The sequence below is a fragment of the Shewanella sp. GD03713 genome (assembly GCF_029843705.1).
GTDB lineage: Bacteria > Pseudomonadota > Gammaproteobacteria > Enterobacterales > Shewanellaceae > Shewanella.
Genome location: NZ_JAOCIW010000001.1, coordinates 3,218,676 through 3,237,056 on the forward strand (window position 1 = coordinate 3,218,676; position 18,381 = coordinate 3,237,056).

Here is an 18,381-nt window from a genome sequence, read left to right on the forward strand (position 1 = left end):
CTAGTGGAATAGCGAGAGCAATTCATCGGCACTGCCCTGCCACGCGCCTTTGCCTTTTCCTTCGAGAATACTATCCGCTAAACCTTGCTTATGCTGCTGCATTTCTTGGATTTTCTCTTCTACCGTGCCTTCGGCAATCAGCTTGTAGACGAACACGGGATTTTCTTGGCCAATGCGGTGCGCCCTGTCCGTCGCTTGCTTTTCTGCGGCCGGATTCCACCAAGGATCGTAATGGATAACCGTATCCGCCGCGGTGAGATTAAGCCCTGTGCCCCCCGCCTTTAAGCTGATTAAAAATACCGGCGTATCGCCTTCTTGGAACTTATCAATTTGCCCCTGACGCAGCCGAGTTTGCCCCGTCAGTTTGCTGTAGTCGATGTCGAGGGATTGCAGCAATTCCTCAATTAATATCAACATACTGGTAAATTGGCTGAAGATTAAAATCTTGCGACCTTCCTGCACCATTTCTGGCAGGTTTTGGCTCAGCCAGTTTAACTTGGCATTATTTTTAACCTTTTGTGCCTGCTCGAGTTTAACTAATCGCGGATCGCAGCAGGCTTGGCGCAATTTGAGCAAGGCATCTAAAAACTCGATATGGCTGCCCGCCACGCCTTGGGTTGCAAACAATTCTCGAATTTTTTTCTCCATACTCAGGCGAATACTTTCGTATAGATTACGCTGGTCTTTTTCAAGCTCGAGGGTTTGATGGATCTCGGTTTTAGGCGGCAGCTCAGTCACCACCTCGGCTTTGGTTCGCCTTAACACAAAGGGAGCGATACGTTGGCTCAACACTTTCGCCTGCTCGCCATCGCCATAACGCTCAATCCGATAACGAAACGCCTTATTGAAATAGGCCGTTGTTCCCAAGAGTCCCGGTAAACAAAAATCCATCAATGACTTAAGTTCACCTAAATGATTCTCAAGGGGGGTGCCAGTCAGGCAGAGTCTAAACGGCGCTTGCAACGCCTTAATTTGCTGGCTCACTTTGGCTTGGGCGTTTTTAATCTGCTGCGCCTCATCGAGTACAATATGCTCAAATGGCTGAGCTTGGTAATAATCGTAATCCCGCACCATAAGGGGATAGGTAGTGACGACAACATCAAACTCGCTTAATCGCGATAACAGCGGCCCACGCTGAGCACCATGGATCACCGCCAAGGTTAACGATGGCGCAAACTTGGTCGCCTCCTTCGCCCAGTTCCCCACTAAACTGGTTGGGCAAATAATCAGGCTCGGCAATTTTGGCTGCCCAGCTAATTTAGCCTCCTGCTGCTTTAACAGAAACGCCAAGGTTTGAATGGTTTTTCCAAGCCCCATGTCGTCGGCTAATATGCCGCCAAGTTGATATTCCTTTAAAAAACAAAGCCAATTTAGGCCTTGCTGCTGATAAGCCCGCAGCTGTGCATTCAGTCCTGTCGGCGCGCTGACCGCAACCACACCATTAAATTCGGCTAATTTTGTCGCTAGCTGACGCACCCTTTCACCATTGAGCAGGCTAATCTCGCTTTCGGCTAACTCATTGAGTAAATGCGCACGGTACTTAGGTAAGGCGATACTGTGGCCGCGATGCTGCTCAAACAACTCTTGAATAATGCTCATTAACGGCTTGATAACACTGGCTTTAATTTTAAGCCATTCGCCGGAGGGACTAGGTAGCAATAACTCGGCATCATCGGCTGGCTCACCATGTTGTTTTAACCAAGTGGCCACCAGCGGCAACATAGGCAAGCGTTGACCATTGATATCGGCATGCAACGACAGGGAGAACCAACCCTCTTGGCTGTCATCCAGCTCAACCGTTAACGGCGTATCGACCACCTTAAGGCTAAACTCTGGGGCAAATCGCACCTCTATGCCTTGAGTTTGTAATCTTGGGACTTCTTCATCGATAAACGCTAGCCATTCCCGAATCGCATCGGGCAAGTGACCTAAGCTCCAGAGGGAAGCCCCGCCCTCCAAGGAGAAACGGCTAAAGCCAAGGGTTTGCAGCTTGGACACGGCTTGCAGCTCTTCTTCAAGCGCGCGGTTAATTTGATAGGTGGTGCCGCCTTGAGTCACTAGGGTTAATGCTTCTTTGGCAGCATTGCCACTTAAGACGAGATCCCCGTAGACAAACTCCAGCGCCAGATACGGCTGGGCGATGCTGCTCTCCGTTGCAGATGATTGAGTACTTCCAGGTAGCATTGTGGCTGCGGGGACGACCTTAAGCGTCAAACGAAGCTGTAACTGCTCTCTTAGCTCGACAAAATCAATCGCACTTGGCGGCGGCACAGTACGCGCCGAAAAATGCTTGATCAGTCTATGGCTCACCAGTTCAACCTGAGTGCTCGGCACGGGCGGCATTTGGCTGAGTAGCCGCAGCTTATCGACGCTAATGTCGGTATCGATAGCGCCAATATGAAAATAATCCAGCTCGATATAGTAAGGCGGCTCTGTCGGCACGAGTTCCCAGTTATCCCGGTCGGGTAATACGAGGCGCATTTGCTTGTGTTCGCTGTCGATATCTTGCCAGAGAAATTGCGGTGTAATGGCATCGCCCGCGGTTAATGCGAGGCGACTCTCCTCCCAGAAACAGCGCTCGGTGGCGAGCATTTTCTCGATGGCTACCGCCCCTAGCTGCGCCTTAAGATACAGGCGCGATGCGCCGTGGCGTCTGGTCGACATAATAAGATTTAAGATCAGCACATCCTCGGCGCCAATCCAAGCGGGCATATAATATTGCACGTCCGAGAGCGCAATCTTAGTGCCCTTGTTGTAACCGCCCTTCTTGCCAAGCTTGCCGCGCCTAAGCTCGATAAACACCCCGTTATCGTCCTTTGAAAGGATATACAGCACCCTGTCATCGTAGAGGGATTCGACATCATTCACATTGGGGTCATCGGCTTCATCGAGTAGGTGTAACCACTGGGCGATACGTTGATCTTCAACGGCTTTGTCCGTAAGCAGACTGTAGAGCACCGCGGCCATATGCTTGCAGTTGCCGCTGGCGGGGCAGGAACAAAAGCCGTTCATCACTAGCTTATGATTGACACTGACCAGACGAATATCCTGACGATATGGCGTGGTTTCCGTGCCCGTGACTGTGCCTTCGATATGGCGAAAATCGGCATTGGCCTTCGCGCTTAACACCCTCCCCTGCATCACATAATCACGGGCGCGCATCAGTGTCGGCGGCGTGAATAAGGACTCAATAGCCGTTTGAGTCAATTGGATTGGCTCTTGGGGGGACAAGCGATTCATCTGCAAAACCTTGAAACTCAAAAATACCTCGACGGACAATAACCCATGATTGTCTAAGGCATTTATCAACGTGTAAGGGAGAATTGTATTGAAACCGAATGGGGAAAGCCAGAATAGGACTCACATACGAGAGCCGGATAACATACCCGCAGGGCTCGCCTGCGGGTTGTTAGCTTACGCAAGCTTAGGCTTGGCTGCGTTTTTCGGCGATATAACGGTCAACTAATTTTTCTAGAATATCTAAGGGAACCGCACCATTTTTCAGCACTACATCGTGAAAATCCCGTAAATCGAATTTATCACCTAGGGCTTGCTTGGCTTTTTCCCGCAGTTCGAGAATTTTCATCATGCCCACCTTATAGGCCGTCGCTTGGCCGGGCATAACGATATAACGCTCGATTTCGGCGGTCACGTCGCGATCGGACATACCAGTGTTTTGTTTCATATAGTCAATGGCTTGCTCACGGGTCCAACGACTATGGTGAATACCCGTATCGACAACCAGGCGCACGGCCCTAAACAGCTCCGCCTGTAAGCGACCGATATTGTCGAAGGGATCTTGCTGAAAACCGAGTTCCCAGGCTAAACGTTCAGAATAGAGTGCCCAACCTTCGATATAGGCCGTAAAAGGTGCCATCTTGCGGATCAGTGGTTGCCCTTCAAGCTCCATCGCCACCGCGATTTGGAAGTGATGCCCAGGAATGCCCTCATGGTAAGCCAAGGTACGCATGCCATATTTAGGTGTCGCTTTGATATCGAACAGGTTGGCGTAGAAACGCCCCGGACGACTACCATCAATTGCCGGCTGCTGGTAATAAGCGCCCGGTGCAGTTTTCTCTTTAAATTCAGGAATGCGCACCACTTCCATCCCCGCTTTAGGACGAATACGGAAGGCGTTATCTAAGCCCGCATTCACCTCGTCGAGGATTTTTTGGTAATCCACTAAGATCTGCGCCCGGCCCGCATCTGAGTCTTCATAATAGAACTTAGGATCGGCGGCCAGCGCTTCGATTGCCACCGAGAATCCTTGGCTGGTGTCGTATCCCTGCGCGGCCAAAATCGTCATGATTTCGTCCTGAATACGGCTCACCTCGGCTAATCCCTTGGCATGGATTTCATCAGCACTGTAATTTGTGGTGGTAAAAAACTTCAGCAACTGCTCGTAGGCCACATCGCCATTCGGCAAGGCCCAATAACCATCATCCGTGCCCGCTTTGGCCTGTAACGCCGTGAAGTAATCGATAAAGAGTCGATATGCCGGTTTAACGTCGGACTCGATATAGGCTTTTGCCTGCACGAGTAAACGCGCCTGCTCATCGGCACTGATTTGCGTGTCGGCAAGCTTAGTTTTAAAGGAGCTGTAGAGAATATTGTCTTCGACGGGTGCATTGATGAAGTCATTCATCTCGGTTAGCACCCGCTCAATCACAAACTTAGGCGGAATAATGCCCTTAGCCTCTCGAAGCTTTAATCCTTCTAAGGTTTGGCCAAATTTAGTCTTCACCGCAATTAAGCGTGATAGGTAGTTTTCGGCATCTTCAACCGAGTGCACTTGGTGCTGCGCCTGCATAAAGCTTGGATAACCATTTTGCACACCAAACAGCTGATTGACAGGATAATTGTGGTAACGATAGGGTTCAGATGCCAAGGCAAAATCTGCCAAATACAGTGCGATGTCCTTGGAAATGCGCTGATTATCATCCAGATCGGTATCTTGGTAGCTGAGTAAGGTATCCCTTAGGGCACGGACTTGGGTAAAGGTTTTATCCATGGCCGCAGGGCTATCATCGTCGAGCAAGGCATTGTGGCCAGTGATACCAACGGATTCTAAAAATCCCAAGGAGGTTAAAGTCTCGGGGCTTTCGAATGCCATTTTGACCATGCTTCTATCTAAAAATGCACGGAAGAAAAAAGGCTTTTTCGCAAACCATTCATGGGCGGCGAGCGCCCCGAGCAACAGCACTAAGGCGAGAGTGCCCAGTCCAATTCGTTTTAATACCGTTTTCAATATTCACGCTCCTTGCCATTGTCGGGACCATACGCCCAAGATAATTTGGCAGCGAGAATATCACCATCACAGTTAAGTAACAATTTTATAACGTAACGAATCGTTGCAATTGGTGTTTGCCAGCTTAGCGCCTCAGCCCGGCAAAAAACTCCCAGAAGAATAAGCGGATAGCGAACGGTTAACCCAATGCACGCGACGAACACATTGATAAGTTAAGATTGCGGCTACTTTTGCAAGCCGTTATGTCACTACCTAAGCAAGCATACAGCTATCCATGCAATAGCTTAGCCTCGGCTTTTTCAAGCCTTCTGGGCTTACCCACAATCAGTAAAATATCACCCGCGCGAAAGACCCAATCCTGCGCAGGATGTTCAACTTCGGCGCCGCTGCGACGGATGGCCCTTAACTCTATCCGTAGCAGCTCCCAGTCAATATCCGCCACTTGCTTACCCACTGCATCCGCGCCGCGGTGTAATAGCACGGCATGGAGCGACTCTAAGGTAAAGTCAGTTTCGGTACCCGAGAAGAAACCGTGTAAAAATTGATAATGGTTGCGCCGCTCCGACTCCTGTCGCTTAAGGATCCGCGCCAACGGTACACCACATTGATGCAGCACCTGCGAGACCAACATCAAACTGCCCTCGAGGGATTCGGGGATCACCTGATTTGCCCCCGCCTTTTGCAGCATATCTAACTCACTGTCGTCGCGGGTTCTGACCAGGATTTTAGCGTCTGGCGCCAACTGCTTACACAGGGGTAAGGCTTCTTCTAAACTGCGGGTCTCACAGAAGGTGATGACGATCATTTTGGCGTGTTTAATCCCTACCTGCTTAAGGATCGCCCGTTTGCACACATCGCCAAAGTAAATCGGCTCCCCCGCGCGGCGCGCCTCAGACACTCGCGTGGGGTCAAGATCGAGCACTAAATAGGGCACCGCTTCTGTCTTTAAAAACCGGGCTATGGTTTGGCCAACACGGCCGTAACCTAAAATCAGCACCAGATCGTGATCCTCGGTAATAATCGGCACCACTTCATCCACATGCCCAGACTGGCGGATCCCCAACAGCCACTTGGCAATATCCACGCTATGGCGCACCAACCAAGGGGCAATACTCATAGACAATACCGCGACCATCACCAACATAGTGCTGGTCTCGTTACTCAATAACCCATAACTTACCGCAAGGGCTAACACCACAAAACTGAATTCACCGACCTGCGCCAGACTCAAGGCCGTGCTGATGGCAATCCGAAAAGGCTCTCCAACCAGCCGCAATAAGCCATGGATAATCAGTGCCTTGCCAACGACTACCGCAAGCAGAATAAGTAAAATCTGCCACCAAAATTGAATAACGAGTGCGAAATCCAGCATCATGCCGATGGAGATAAAAAACAGCCCCATGAGTAAATCGCGAAACGGCCGGATATCCGCCTCAAGCTGGCGGCGGTACTGGCTCTCGCCAAGTAGCATTCCCGCCATAAAGGCCCCTAGCGCCATAGACAAGCCTAACCACTGGGTAAAAGCCCCCGTGACTAAGGCCACAACGAGCGTAGAGAGTACAAAGAGTTCATTGGAGCGGGATCTTGCCACCTCATCAAACAATCGAGGTAAGGCCCATTTGCCTAAGGCCATCAGCAAGAAGAAAGCAAGAATCCCCTTTAGCAGCGCCAAGGCGATTGCCGCTAACATCAAGGGCTCATCATTCTGCCCGAGCAATGGCAGCAAAATAAGCAGAGGAACGACGGCTAAATCCTGAAATAACAACACACTGACCGACAGCTCACCATGGCGGCGCCTTAGCCAGCCCTGCTCGTTAAGCAGCTTGAGTACAATCGCGGTGGAAGAAAGTGCAATCGCCGCGCCGATGACTAGGGATTCTACGCCATTCAAGCCGCAAGCTAACGCAATCAACATAGTCAACACTGTGGTCACCACCACCTGCGCGCTACCTAATCCAAATACGGTTCTGCGCATGGCCCACAGCCGAGGGACCGAAAACTCGAGTCCCAGTGTAAACATCAAGAGCACGACCCCAAGCTCGGCGACGGACTGCATTTGCTGCTGGGTAAACCAATGGAAACCACTGGGGCCACTCACCACACCGGTTAATAAATACGCCAAAATCGCCGGCAAGCCGATACGCCGCAGCAAGGCAATCGCGACGATAGCAATCACTAGCATCAGCAGTATCTGGATTAAGATACCATGCTCCATAGGCGAGATAACTCCTGTCAAATAACTGGCGTGTCAAAAATATGGGAGTGCACTTTAAGCTTAACTCAGTGACATACAAAGACAAATTTTATTCGCAAACGACACGGCACACATATTGCTTAATAGGGGGAAGAGTTCCAATCGCCATTTCATTTGCTGGGGTAATCATAATGGACTTTGGCTTAGCGACAACCTTATATCCTGATGAATATAACTATCAAACAGAGGCATACAGTCCTGCATCTACGCCACTGGATTTAGTGCAAGTGATCCAGCAGCTGCACGCGAGTTTAGATCCGCGGACAGTCTTTGCCTGCTACGGCAAAGTGCTAGGACAACATCTGCCCGTCCAAGGTGTTCGCCTGCAAGCCGAACAACAAAAATTAAGTTGGGGCAAACGTTATGGGATCAGTCTAAAACGACAGATCATCTGTGGCGGCACCCCACTGACACTGCAGTATCAACTGCTGACGCCGCTTACGCCTTCGCAAACCATAATCCTGCAAGAGATTGAGCCCTTGCTGCTGCAACCATTATTAAATGCCATGCAGTATCAAGAGATGTCGATGCAGGCGATGTTCGATTCCCTAACAGGCCTTGGCAATCGTCATTATTACACTCAAAGTTTAAAAAATGCGGTAGCCAGAGCCCACAGAAAGCAGGGCGCTGTGTCACTTATCGTATTGGATTTGGATAATTTTAAGCAGCTTAACGATAGATATGGTCACAAATGCGGTGATTATATTTTGAAGGAGTTTGGAGACATTATCCGCAGCAGTATCCGCAGTACCGATCAGGCCTTCCGTATTGGGGGCGACGAGTTTGTGGTGATAGTGCAAGGTAATATTCATGCGGCGGGCTTATTGTGCGAACGTATCGTCACTGCGACCAATGCCCATGCGAGTTTCCATCAATTTGGCGTGAGTAGTAGCCTCGGGGCGGCAGAGGCGAGCGACACCATGGAAGCTGAACAACTCTATGAGCAAGCGGATAAAACCTTGTATCAAGCCAAAGCTTCGGGCCGTAATTGCTACAAGTTAAGCCCTACCCAACTGTCTTAATCGAGCATGGATGCTGCTCACTGGCGATAAAGCATGGCAAATAGACTTTGCTATCCGATTGCCTGCCCATCAAACTTAAGCCCGACATCATCCCCTTGGGCACAAAATGCCTTTTCGACCCAGAGTCCTAGCGCCATTACTAAACGCTCGTTATAGAACAAGAATCCCACCTCAGCACGTAACCATGGCGGCACAGCGCATTCTTGCCAGAGTTTTTTTAGCTCTCGTCCCTTATCGCGAAAATGCGGCTGACAGCGAAATTGTCCCGGCAGCTGATAACGCAGGCTCACCACCTCATCCGCCTTGGGTAAACGCAGCCGAGGGCCCATGGTCGCTAAGGTAAATGGCGCAATTTTATCTTCAACCATTGTTGATGCTTGAGTCAGTAAAGCCAGAATATCTTGATGCAGTTCGCGCGCTGTGATTCGCGGCGCGGTGGATGCAGTGCTTAGCGTATCCAGATAAAGCATGCCGGCAAAGCGGCGCAGCAGACAATCACCAATCTGGAGCTGCACTTTGGCATCCTCTTTTGCCCCCATTAACTGCTGCAAAATTTGCTGTAGCTGCACATAGGAAGGCAATGCAAAACCTTGGGATTCGATAAAGCCCCGCAGCAGTAATCCTTGCCATTCGCTGGTTTGCGTAGAGAGCGCATCAAGCTTAAGCACGGTTTGCTGGGTAAAGGGCGCCTCGGTTAACAGCTTAGGTAAACGCTCACTCACCTCGTCATCCACTATGGCCTGCTGCTCGGCGCAAAGCTGGGCGCTGCGACTTGCGGTGGTGGCGATACTGGGCCAACGTGCTTTTAGGCGTGGGATAATCTCAAGGCGTAAAAAGTTACGATCGTATTTATCGTCTTGATTACTTTCATCTTCGATATGCACTAACTGCTGCGTTTGGGCAAAAGCTTCAATCTGCTCACGGCTTATATCGAGTAAGGGACGCGCTTGCAGACAAGCCCCCTTCTCGCCGAGTGAGAGCATTTGGATTTGCCCCATGGCGGCTAATCCTTTGGGGCCCTGACCGCGTTTGAGGGCGAGTAGAATCGTCTCGAGTTGGTCATCTTCATGGTGGGCGGTCAGCAGCACATCCAGAGGCTTAAGGTGCTGTAATATCGCCTGATAACGCATTTTTCGCGCCTCGGCTTCAACACTCACTCTCGGCCCTAGGGTCAGTTGCACCCGCTCGACTGTGATAGGCAAACCATAGTTGGCGGCGCGAGTTTGGCAGTGCTCAGCCCAAGCATCGGCATTAGGGCTCAAGCCATGGTGCACATAAATCAGTTGATAATGTAACTCGGGGTGATGTTTGGCGAATTCACTCAAACCGTAGGCGAGCACTTCGGAATCGACACCGCCGCTGTAAGCGAGGACCAACTTGCTCCCCGCTTGCAGCGGTAAGCTCGCTAAAAATCGCGCTATATGGGCACTCAGTTCCACCGCCGCCATTCGACTCACCCTATAAAATCCATCACTCGCTGATGCTCAATTATCCCCAGCCGACCCCAAGTCTTTGTCAGCTTATCGATTAGGGGAACAGGATCCGCACCTTATTTGGCCCAAGCAGGCTCTCAAGGGCAAACACCAATTCATCACTGGGATTGACTCGCCAATGTTCCGCCAACCTAAATTGGCCTTTGGCCTGCGCTTGACTGTAGTTAATCACCACGGGCACGGCACCGTTGCGCCACGGGCTTATTGACTGCTCAATACTTTCGAGCACGCTTGGATTTAACTGCGAGTCGTCTAGATCGATTTCTAAGGCGCTGGCAAAGTGACTGCGCGCCTCGCTGATATCGATAATGTTGCGCGCCGTCATGCGGTTGCCACCGGCAAAATCATCGAAGCTGACTTCACCTTCACAGATCAGGATCCTGTCCTTCTCGAGCAGATGGTTAAACTTCTCAAAGGCTTCGGTAAAGAGCATCACCTCGAGGCGCGCACTCTTGTCATCTAGCGTCAGCAGGCCCATTTTTGAACCACGCTTAGTGAGCATCACCCGGGTTGCCACCACAAGGCCTGCCGCCTTCACGGTTTTGCCGCGATCGGTTGGATGCACGTCCTTTAAGCGTCCAGAAGTGTAATGCTTAAGCTCTTTAAGGTATTGATTAATCGGGTGACCAGTTAAATATAGACCTAAGGTCTCACGCTCCCCTTCGAGCCAAATTTTATCGGGCCACGGAGTGCATTCGACAAACTGTTGCTTGCTGTCCTCAGGGTCACTGTTAAGCAGACCAAACATATCATGCTGACCAATGGCCTCGGCCTTCGCATGCTGATCGGCGGCGCTTATCGCCTCAGGCAAGGTGGCCATCATAGAGGCGCGGTGTGGCCCAAGCGCATCTAAGGCACCCGCGCAGATAAGCTTTTCAATCACCCGTTTGTTAAGTTTTTTAAGATCGATACGGGCGCAAAAGTCGAATAAATCTTTAAAGGGGCCGTCCTTACGCGCCTCAAGAATCGACTCAACCGGCCCCTCACCCACACCTTTGATGGCGCCGATACCATAAACAATGCGCAGATCATCATCGACGGTAAACTTAAACAGACCTTTGTTCACATCCGGCGGGATAATGGTGAGTCCCATGCGCTCACATTCATCCACTAGGGTGACGATTTTGTCTGTGTTGTCCATATCGGCGGACATTACCGCCGCCATAAACTGCGACGGGAAGTGAGTCTTGAGCCACAGGGTTTGATAGGACACGAGCGCGTACGCAGCGGAGTGGGATTTGTTAAAGCCGTAGCCCGCAAACTTTTCCACTAAGTCGAAGATTTTCATCGCCAACTCGCCGTCGACGCCGTTCTTAATCGCCCCTTCTTTAAAGGTACCGCGCTGTTTGGCCATCTCCTCGGGCTTTTTCTTACCCATAGCGCGGCGCAGCATGTCCGCGCCGCCTAAGGTATAACCCGATAGCACCTGCGCAATCTGCATTACCTGCTCTTGGTACAAAATAATACCGTAGGTGGGCGACAACAGCTCCTTCAAAGATTCATGCTGATATTGAGAATCGGGGTAAGAGACCTCTTCACGACCATGCTTACGCTCGATAAAGTTATCCACCATGCCCGATTGCAGAGGCCCCGGGCGGAACAGTGCAACGAGTGCGATCATATCTTCGAAGCAGTCGGGTTGCAGACGCTTAATCAAATCCTTCATACCACGGGATTCGAGCTGGAATACCGCGGTGGTTTCGTAGCGTTGCAGCAAACGGAACGAAGCGGGATCGTCTAGCGGAATCGCCTCAATCCGCACTGGTGGACGGCCGTTTTTAACCTCCACCTTGTTGATCATCTCCAGCGCCCAGTCGACGATGGTCAGGGTTCTTAACCCTAAGAAGTCGAATTTGACTAAGCCGGCGGTTTCCACGTCGTTCTTATCGAACTGGGTTACCGGGTTTTTACCTTCGGCGTCGCAGTAAAGCGGCGAGAAGTCGGTGATCTTGGTGGGCGCAATCACCACGCCCCCCGCATGTTTACCAGCGTTACGAGTCACCCCCTCGAGTTTACGGCACATGTCGATAAGATCTTTCACATCCTCATCGGCATCGTAGGACTCCTGCAGCGCAGGCTCGACCTCAAAGGCCTTGGCAAGTGTCATGCCTGGCTCTGGCGGAATAAGCTTAGAAATGCGATCCACAAAGCCATAGGGATGGCCGAGCACACGACCCACGTCGCGGATAACCGCCTTGGCCGCCATGGTACCGAAGGTAATGATCTGCGATACCGCCTCACGGCCGTAGAGTTCGGCCACGTGGTCAATCACCTCATCGCGTCTATCCATACAGAAGTCGACGTCGAAGTCGGGCATAGATACCCGTTCTGGGTTCAAGAAACGTTCGAACAGCAGGTCGAATTCGAGGGGGTCTAAGTCGGTAATCTTAAGGGCATAGGCCACAAGCGAGCCCGCGCCCGAACCACGGCCCGGCCCCACGGGGATGCCGTTATCCTTACCCCACTGGATAAACTCCATTACAATAAGGAAGTAACCGGGGAAGCCCATCTGGTTGATAACCTTAAGCTCCACATCGAGACGATCGTCATATTCACCGCGGCGCTCGGCGCGCACTTGTGGATCGGGGAATAAGAACTCTAAACGCTCTTCAAGCCCCTTCTTAGAGCAATCAACCAGATAATCCTCAATCGACATATCGCCAGTGGGGAAGTTCGGTAAGAAGTATTCGTATAAGCGAATGGTAACGTTGCAGCGCTTGGCAATTTCAACGGTATTTTCGAGCGCGGCAGGAATGTCAGCAAACAGCTCGCACATTTCCTCTTCGCTGCGAAGATATTGCTGCTCGCTGTATTTTTTAGGACGGCGAGGATCGGCGAGCGTAAAACCATCGTGAATCGCAACGCGGATCTCATGGGATTCAAAGTCTTCGGGTTTTAAAAACACCACCTGATTGGTGGCGACTACGGGGATGCCCTTTTCCTGCGCCAGTCCTACCGCCATGTGTAGGTAACGCTCCTCATCGGTGCGCCCAGTGCGCAATAACTCGAGGTAATAACGCCCTTCAAAATGCTGCTGATAAAACTCGCATAAGGACTCGACTTGGGTATTGTTGCCCTTAAGCAGTGCCTTACCCACGTCTCCTTCCCGACCGCCAGACAGCAGCAAAATGCCTTCGTTGTAGGTGACAAGCCATTCTTGGTCAATCACCACTCGCCCTTGAACATGGCCACGTAAATAGGCTTGGCTGATGATTTGAGTGAGATTTTGATAGCCATCATTATTCATCGCAATAATGGTTAAGGCGCAAAACTCGCCATCAAAACCCGGCACTTGCATCCAAAAGTCCGCACCGATAATCGGCTTGATCCCCGCCCCATGGCAGCCACCATAAAACTTGACCAGACCACAGAGGTTGTTTTGATCCGTTAAGGCCACCGCAGCCATGCCCTTCGCCTCAACTTGGGCGAGGATGGGTTTGACCTTAGCCACACCATCGGACATAGAGAAGTCACTGTGGACACGAAGATGCACAAAACGAGGATCGGACATAATTAGAATTATCTTTGAATAGCAGGTTAACAATCACTAAAAAAGCAGACTAACAAAGTCACAGCCCTTGGGCTAGTGACTTTGCTCTCAAGCTGAAGTGAAAACACCCAATCGATGTTATCGCTCCAGTAATGCCTTGACGGGTTTGAAACTTTTACGATATTGGTCGAACACGCCGTGCTCGGCGATGGCGTCAAAATGCGCCTTAGTCGGATACCCCTTATGCTTAGCAAACCCATACTGGGGATAAGCGGCATCGAGGGCATCCATCTCCCGATCGCGGGTCACTTTGGCAATAATCGACGCCGCACTGATACTGGCAATCAGGCCATCACCTTTGACTATGCTATGACTGGTCAAAGACAGCCCCTGATGCGTAAACGCCGGACTGCGATTACCATCGACTAAAACTAACTCGGGCGTACGAGCAAGCCCTGCAACCGCGCGCTGCATAGCAAGCATTGTTGCATGGAGAATATTCAGCTCATCGATTTCCGAAGGTGTTGCCCGCCCCACATGATAGCTTAAAGCTTTTTCACAAATCTCATCGAACAATGCCTCGCGGCGCTTCTCGGTAAGCTTTTTAGAGTCATTTAAGCCAGCAATGGGGCGATTGGGATCGAGGATAACCGCAGCGGTGACCACATCACCCACCAGAGGGCCACGACCGACTTCATCCACGCCCGCCACTAAACCTGTTGAGAAGATAGCCATATCGGCGTCGGTCAACGTCTTAAATACCGCCATTAGTTCACATCCTTAGCATCGACCAGTGCTAACACCGCCTCAGCCGCTTTTTGGCTGGCATCGCAGCGTAGCATTTGATGCAAACGCTCAAACTCGGCTTTGATTGGTGCAAAGTCGCGGTTCAGCTCAACACCAACCGCAGCGGCAATCTTCTCCGGCGTGCAATCGTGCTGGATAAGCTCTGGCACCACATCTCGCCCCGCTAACAAATTCGGCAGGGAGAAACGATTCACTTGCATCATGGTTTTCGCTATCTGATAGGTCAGCGGACTCACGCGATAGGCGACCACCATAGGACGTTTGATCAGCATGGCCTCAAGTGTTGCCGTGCCCGACGCCAGTAAAATACCATCGGCAGCGGCCATCACCTCACGGGACTTACCTTCTACCATGTGGATTTCCAGATCCGGCGCATACGCTGTTAACGCTTGCTCAAACTGCTCACGGCGCTTTTGATTCACTAAGGGCGTCACAAAGCGGATATCGGGAAATTGCTGCTTGATAAGTAGCGCCGCCTTCACGAAGGGCTCGGCCAATTGCTTTAATTCGCCGCCGCGCGAGCCGGGTAAAATCGCGAGGTATTCGGCCTCAGGATCGAGCTCAAGCAACTGACGGGCGCTCGCCTTATCACTCTCTAACGGAATATCGTCTGCCAAGGTATGGCCGACAAAGGTACAAGGCACTTGATGCTTGTCGTAAAAAGCTTTCTCAAAGGGTAATAACGACAGCACCATATTGGTGGCTTTAGCGATTTTAAAAATACGCTTAGGGCGCCATGCCCATACCGAAGGGCTCACGTAGTGAACGGTTTTAATCCCCTGCGCCTTTAACTTAAGCTCAAGACCGATATTAAAATCCGGAGCATCGATACCGATAAAACAATCGGGTTTAAGTTCGGTGATGGATTTTATCAGGGATGAGCGCACATGGAGTAAGCGTGGCAAGCGTGATAGCACTTCGACTATCCCCATCACGGCTAATTCTTCCATTGCGAACAGGGATTCGAAGCCAAGGGCTTCCATTCGAGGTCCACCAATACCGACAAAACGGGCATTGGGGTGTGTTTTTTGCAGTGCGGCCATTAAACCTGCACCTAAAATATCGCCGGAGAGTTCTCCGGCGACCATTGCAAACACTAATTGAGATTTTTTGCTCATAAACCAATCATATCTGACAAGTGAATGGCACCGCAGCGCATCTCTGCCATGGCATTGTCTAAAGCAGAATATTACGAGCAGTGCCTATGAATGGCATAGTGTAGAGTCTAGGACTCTTAACGAATAATGCCGCGACCCGATGATTTAACAAACTCAATGAACGACTTAACTTGCTCATCGTTCTGCGCATCTTCGGCAAGCGCTTCAATCGCTTCATCAACAGTTAAACTGCTGCGATATAAGGTTTTATAGGCTCGGCGCACCGCTAATTGGCTCTCCTTCGAGAAACCTCGGCGCTTCATACCTTCGCTGTTTAAGCCACGAGGAATGGCAGGTTGTCCCGCCGCCATCACAAAGGGTGGTACATCCTGTAGCAATAACGAGCAACCGGCGGTAAAGGCGTGGGCACCGATATGCACAAACTGGTGAACGCCAGTCATACCACCGAGAATCGCCCAGTCACCCACATGCACATGGCCTGCGATAGACGCATTGTTAGCCATAATCACGTTATTACCGACCACACAGTCATGGGCGATATGCACGTAGTTCATAAACAGGTTGTTAGAGCCGATACGGGTTTCGCTATTATCTTGAACCGTACCACGGTGAATGGTTACATGTTCACGGATAATATTGTTATCGCCAATAATGAGTCGAGTCGGCTCGCCAGCGTATTTCTTATCTTGGCATTCTTCACCCACGGAGGCGAATTGGAAAATACGGTTGCCTTTACCGATAATGGTTGGGCCCTTCACCACTACGTGGGAGCTTAACCAACAATCGTCGCCAATCTCGACACCCGCGCCCACATAACTCCATGGGCCTATGGTGACGTTTTTACCAATTTTTGCATCGGGATGCACAAACGCTAATGTATCTATCACTGATTAATCTCTCTGCGGGCACACATGATTTCAGCGGAACAAACCACTTCACCATCCACTTTGGCCTCACCATAGAAAACGCCAATCCCGCGGCGCTCTTTAATCATTTTGACTTCAAAATGGATTTGATCGCCGGGCTCAACCACACGTCTAAAACGGGCGTTATCGATACCAGCAAAATAGTACAACACACCAGGAGGCGGTACATCGTCACTCATGGTCTTAAACGCGAGCAGACCCGTGGCCTGTGCCATAGCTTCTAAAATCAGCACGCCGGGCATCACAGGCTGAACAGGGAAATGTCCCTGGAAAAAGGGTTCATTAATCGTCACGTTTTTAATCGCATGGAGACTCTCACCTGGGGTGTAATCCAAAACGCGATCGATTAATAAAAATGGATATCTATGGGGTAGATACTTAAGGATCTCCGTAATATCCATAGTGTTCATTTGATTAGACACGAACCTAGTTCCTCAAAATTGCCTTGGGGCAATTACTCTGGTGTATTTGAATTCTTTTCCAACGTTTTCACACGTTGGAACAGTTCATCCAATTGACGGAAGCGAACTGTATTTTTACGCCACACTTTGTTTTCCATTGCCACTGTCGCAGAAGAATACAAACCAGGCTCACGCATGTTACCTGTAACGTTTGTCGCGCCAGAAAGATGGACACCGTCGGCAATGGTCAAGTGGCCTGCAATCGCGCAGTTACCACCAATAATACAATATTTACCAATGGTCACACTGCCAGCAATGGTCGTGCTGCCAGCAATCGCGGTATTTTCACCAATAATATCGTTGTGGGCAACCTGTACTTGGTTGTCGATGATCACACCGTTGTGGATCTCGGTATGACCTAAGGCGCCACGGTCGATAGTTGAATTCGCACCGATTTCAACGCGATCGCCAATGCGTACACCACCGGTTTGGGGAATTTTAATCCATTGACCACGTTCGTTGGCGTAACCGAAACCGTCGGAGCCAATAATTGCGCCAGAATGGATAATACAATCTTGGCCTAAATGGACATTATGATAGAGGGTCACATTAGCCCACAGACGAGTGTTAGAGCCGACGATGGAGTCTTGACCAATCACAGAGCCCGCACCAATCTGCACGTTTTCGCCGAGGATCACATTCGCGCCAATCACCACATTGGCACCAATTGCTACGCCTTCGCCTAACTGGGCAGAAGAGTCGATTTGTGCCGATGGATGGATACCCACGGCCGCCTTGGGCGTGGTATCTAAAAACTGAGCCACACGGGCAAACCCCACATAAGGGTCTTTAACGACTAACGCAGTGCCTGAATAGTCCTGCGCGTCTTTAGCCGACAATAACACCGCACTCGCTTGAGTTGACTCAAGCTGAGCACGGTATTTGCTGTTGGCTAAAAAAGAGATTTGACCCGATTGGGCATGTTCAAGTGTCGCAACGCTGTTGATCACTAACGTTTCATCGCCTTGGACAACGCCGTCTAATAACAGGCTTAGCTCTTTTAAAGTCACACTTTTCATTAATTACTTGCCTTTGCTTAAGGCTTCAACCACTTTGCCACTGATGTCAGCATTTGGCTTAACATAAATGACGGCACCTCGCTGTAAAACTAAATCGTATTTTTCTTTTTCAGCGATAGTGTTAATGGCTTTTTGAACCTTAACTAACAGTTTGTTTTGCTCTTCACCTTGGCGACGACGTAAGTCTTCATCCAAAGCTTTACCTTTTAGCTGATATTCAGATTTTAACGCTTCCATTTTACGAACCAGCTCAGTTTTTTGCGTGTCATTCATTAACGCGCCGTCACGTTGCTGCTTCTCCATCAGAGAGCGCATTTCTTCCTGCATTTTCTGAACTTCAGCCATGCGATCACCAAACTCTGATTTCAGAGATTGGGAGATTTGCTCACGTTGAGGTAACTGTTCAAACACAGCGCCCATATCAACAACAGCAATATTTTCTGCCTGCGCCGCTAAAGGTGCACCTAATAAAGCCAACGTCACCAGGGCACGGTTTACCATCTTGTTCAAAATAGACTCCTTGTTACCTTTGTTATATTCAGC

The 18,381-nt window shown here is 50.4% G+C and carries 12 protein-coding genes; 1 reads left to right on the forward strand and 11 read right to left on the reverse strand.

All coding sequences use genetic code 11. The features are described 5' to 3' along the window. The 3 genes from N5E87_RS14245 to N5E87_RS14255 form a co-directional block, all read right to left on the reverse strand. Positions 1 to 3,240 carry a DEAD/DEAH box helicase gene (locus N5E87_RS14245; protein ID WP_086902383.1) on the reverse strand — a complete coding sequence of 1,080 codons (3,240 nt, stop codon included), beginning with the start codon at positions 3,238 to 3,240 and terminating at the stop codon, positions 1 to 3. Positions 3,241 to 3,424: 184 nt separating this feature from the next. Beyond that, positions 3,425 to 5,248, reverse strand: a complete 1,824-nt coding sequence (locus tag N5E87_RS14250) for a DUF885 domain-containing protein (RefSeq protein WP_086902382.1) — start codon at positions 5,246 to 5,248, stop codon at positions 3,425 to 3,427. 268 nt (positions 5,249 to 5,516) lie between these two features. Further along, positions 5,517 to 7,463, reverse strand: coding sequence for a monovalent cation:proton antiporter-2 (CPA2) family protein (locus N5E87_RS14255; protein WP_279775367.1), 1,947 nt, complete (start codon positions 7,461 to 7,463; stop codon positions 5,517 to 5,519). Positions 7,464 to 7,633: 170 nt separating this feature from the next. On the opposite strand from N5E87_RS14255, the gene N5E87_RS14260 reads away from it, so the two are divergent. After that, on the forward strand, positions 7,634 to 8,524 hold the full coding sequence (locus tag N5E87_RS14260; protein WP_086902381.1) for a GGDEF domain-containing protein: 891 nt from the start codon (positions 7,634 to 7,636) through the stop codon (positions 8,522 to 8,524). Between the two features lie 50 nt (positions 8,525 to 8,574). Here the strand turns inward: N5E87_RS14260 and tilS are convergent, their stop codons facing one another. The 8 genes from tilS to N5E87_RS14300 all read right to left on the reverse strand — a co-directional run bounded on the left by tilS (position 8,575) and on the right by N5E87_RS14300 (position 18,339). Further along, positions 8,575 to 9,972 carry a tRNA lysidine(34) synthetase TilS gene (gene tilS / locus N5E87_RS14265; protein WP_126511620.1) on the reverse strand — a complete coding sequence of 466 codons (1,398 nt, stop codon included), beginning with the start codon at positions 9,970 to 9,972 and terminating at the stop codon, positions 8,575 to 8,577. 79 nt (positions 9,973 to 10,051) lie between these two features. After that, complete coding sequence (dnaE, locus tag N5E87_RS14270) at positions 10,052 to 13,528, reverse strand: DNA polymerase III subunit alpha (RefSeq protein ID WP_086902379.1); 3,477 nt, start codon at positions 13,526 to 13,528, stop codon at positions 10,052 to 10,054. Positions 13,529 to 13,645: 117 nt separating this feature from the next. Further along, entirely contained in the window at positions 13,646 to 14,275 is a 630-nt protein-coding gene (rnhB, locus tag N5E87_RS14275; protein ID WP_086902378.1) for a ribonuclease HII, read from the reverse strand. Next, complete coding sequence (lpxB, locus tag N5E87_RS14280) at positions 14,275 to 15,432, reverse strand: lipid-A-disaccharide synthase (protein WP_086902377.1); 1,158 nt, start codon at positions 15,430 to 15,432, stop codon at positions 14,275 to 14,277. The genes rnhB and lpxB overlap by 1 nt, the downstream gene beginning before the upstream one ends. Before the next feature lie 116 nt (positions 15,433 to 15,548). Then, positions 15,549 to 16,319, reverse strand: a complete 771-nt coding sequence (gene lpxA, locus N5E87_RS14285; RefSeq protein ID WP_011623381.1) for an acyl-ACP--UDP-N-acetylglucosamine O-acyltransferase — start codon at positions 16,317 to 16,319, stop codon at positions 15,549 to 15,551. Then, positions 16,316 to 16,780 (reverse strand): 3-hydroxyacyl-ACP dehydratase FabZ, encoded by a 465-nt coding sequence (gene fabZ / locus N5E87_RS14290; protein WP_041412686.1) that lies wholly within the window; start codon positions 16,778 to 16,780, stop codon positions 16,316 to 16,318. Before fabZ ends, lpxA begins: the two co-directional genes overlap by 4 nt. 32 nt (positions 16,781 to 16,812) lie before the next feature. Beyond that, positions 16,813 to 17,838, reverse strand: coding sequence for a UDP-3-O-(3-hydroxymyristoyl)glucosamine N-acyltransferase (lpxD, locus tag N5E87_RS14295; protein ID WP_086902376.1), 1,026 nt, complete (start codon positions 17,836 to 17,838; stop codon positions 16,813 to 16,815). Between the two features lie 3 nt (positions 17,839 to 17,841). Beyond that, a complete protein-coding gene (locus N5E87_RS14300) occupies positions 17,842 to 18,339 on the reverse strand; it encodes an OmpH family outer membrane protein (RefSeq protein ID WP_011623384.1) in 498 nt (165 codons plus the stop codon). Positions 18,340 to 18,381: the final 42 nt, after the last annotated feature.

Bases quoted from the DNA above. Each gene is read 5' to 3' on its own strand.
- N5E87_RS14260 (WP_086902381.1), top strand. From the start codon at position 7,634: ATGGACTTTGGCTTAGCGACAACCTTATATCCTGATGAATATAACTAT.
- lpxB (WP_086902377.1), bottom strand. From the start codon at position 15,432: ATGAGCAAAAAATCTCAATTAGTGTTTGCAATGGTCGCCGGAGAACTC.
- lpxD (WP_086902376.1), bottom strand. From the start codon at position 17,838: ATGAAAAGTGTGACTTTAAAAGAGCTAAGCCTGTTATTAGACGGCGTT.
- tilS (WP_126511620.1), bottom strand. From the start codon at position 9,972: ATGGCGGCGGTGGAACTGAGTGCCCATATAGCGCGATTTTTAGCGAGC.
- dnaE (WP_086902379.1), bottom strand. From the start codon at position 13,528: ATGTCCGATCCTCGTTTTGTGCATCTTCGTGTCCACAGTGACTTCTCT.
- N5E87_RS14300 (WP_011623384.1), bottom strand. From the start codon at position 18,339: ATGGTAAACCGTGCCCTGGTGACGTTGGCTTTATTAGGTGCACCTTTA.
- N5E87_RS14255 (WP_279775367.1), bottom strand. From the start codon at position 7,463: ATGGAGCATGGTATCTTAATCCAGATACTGCTGATGCTAGTGATTGCT.
- N5E87_RS14245 (WP_086902383.1), bottom strand. From the start codon at position 3,240: ATGAATCGCTTGTCCCCCCAAGAGCCAATCCAATTGACTCAAACGGCT.
- rnhB (WP_086902378.1), bottom strand. From the start codon at position 14,275: ATGGCGGTATTTAAGACGTTGACCGACGCCGATATGGCTATCTTCTCA.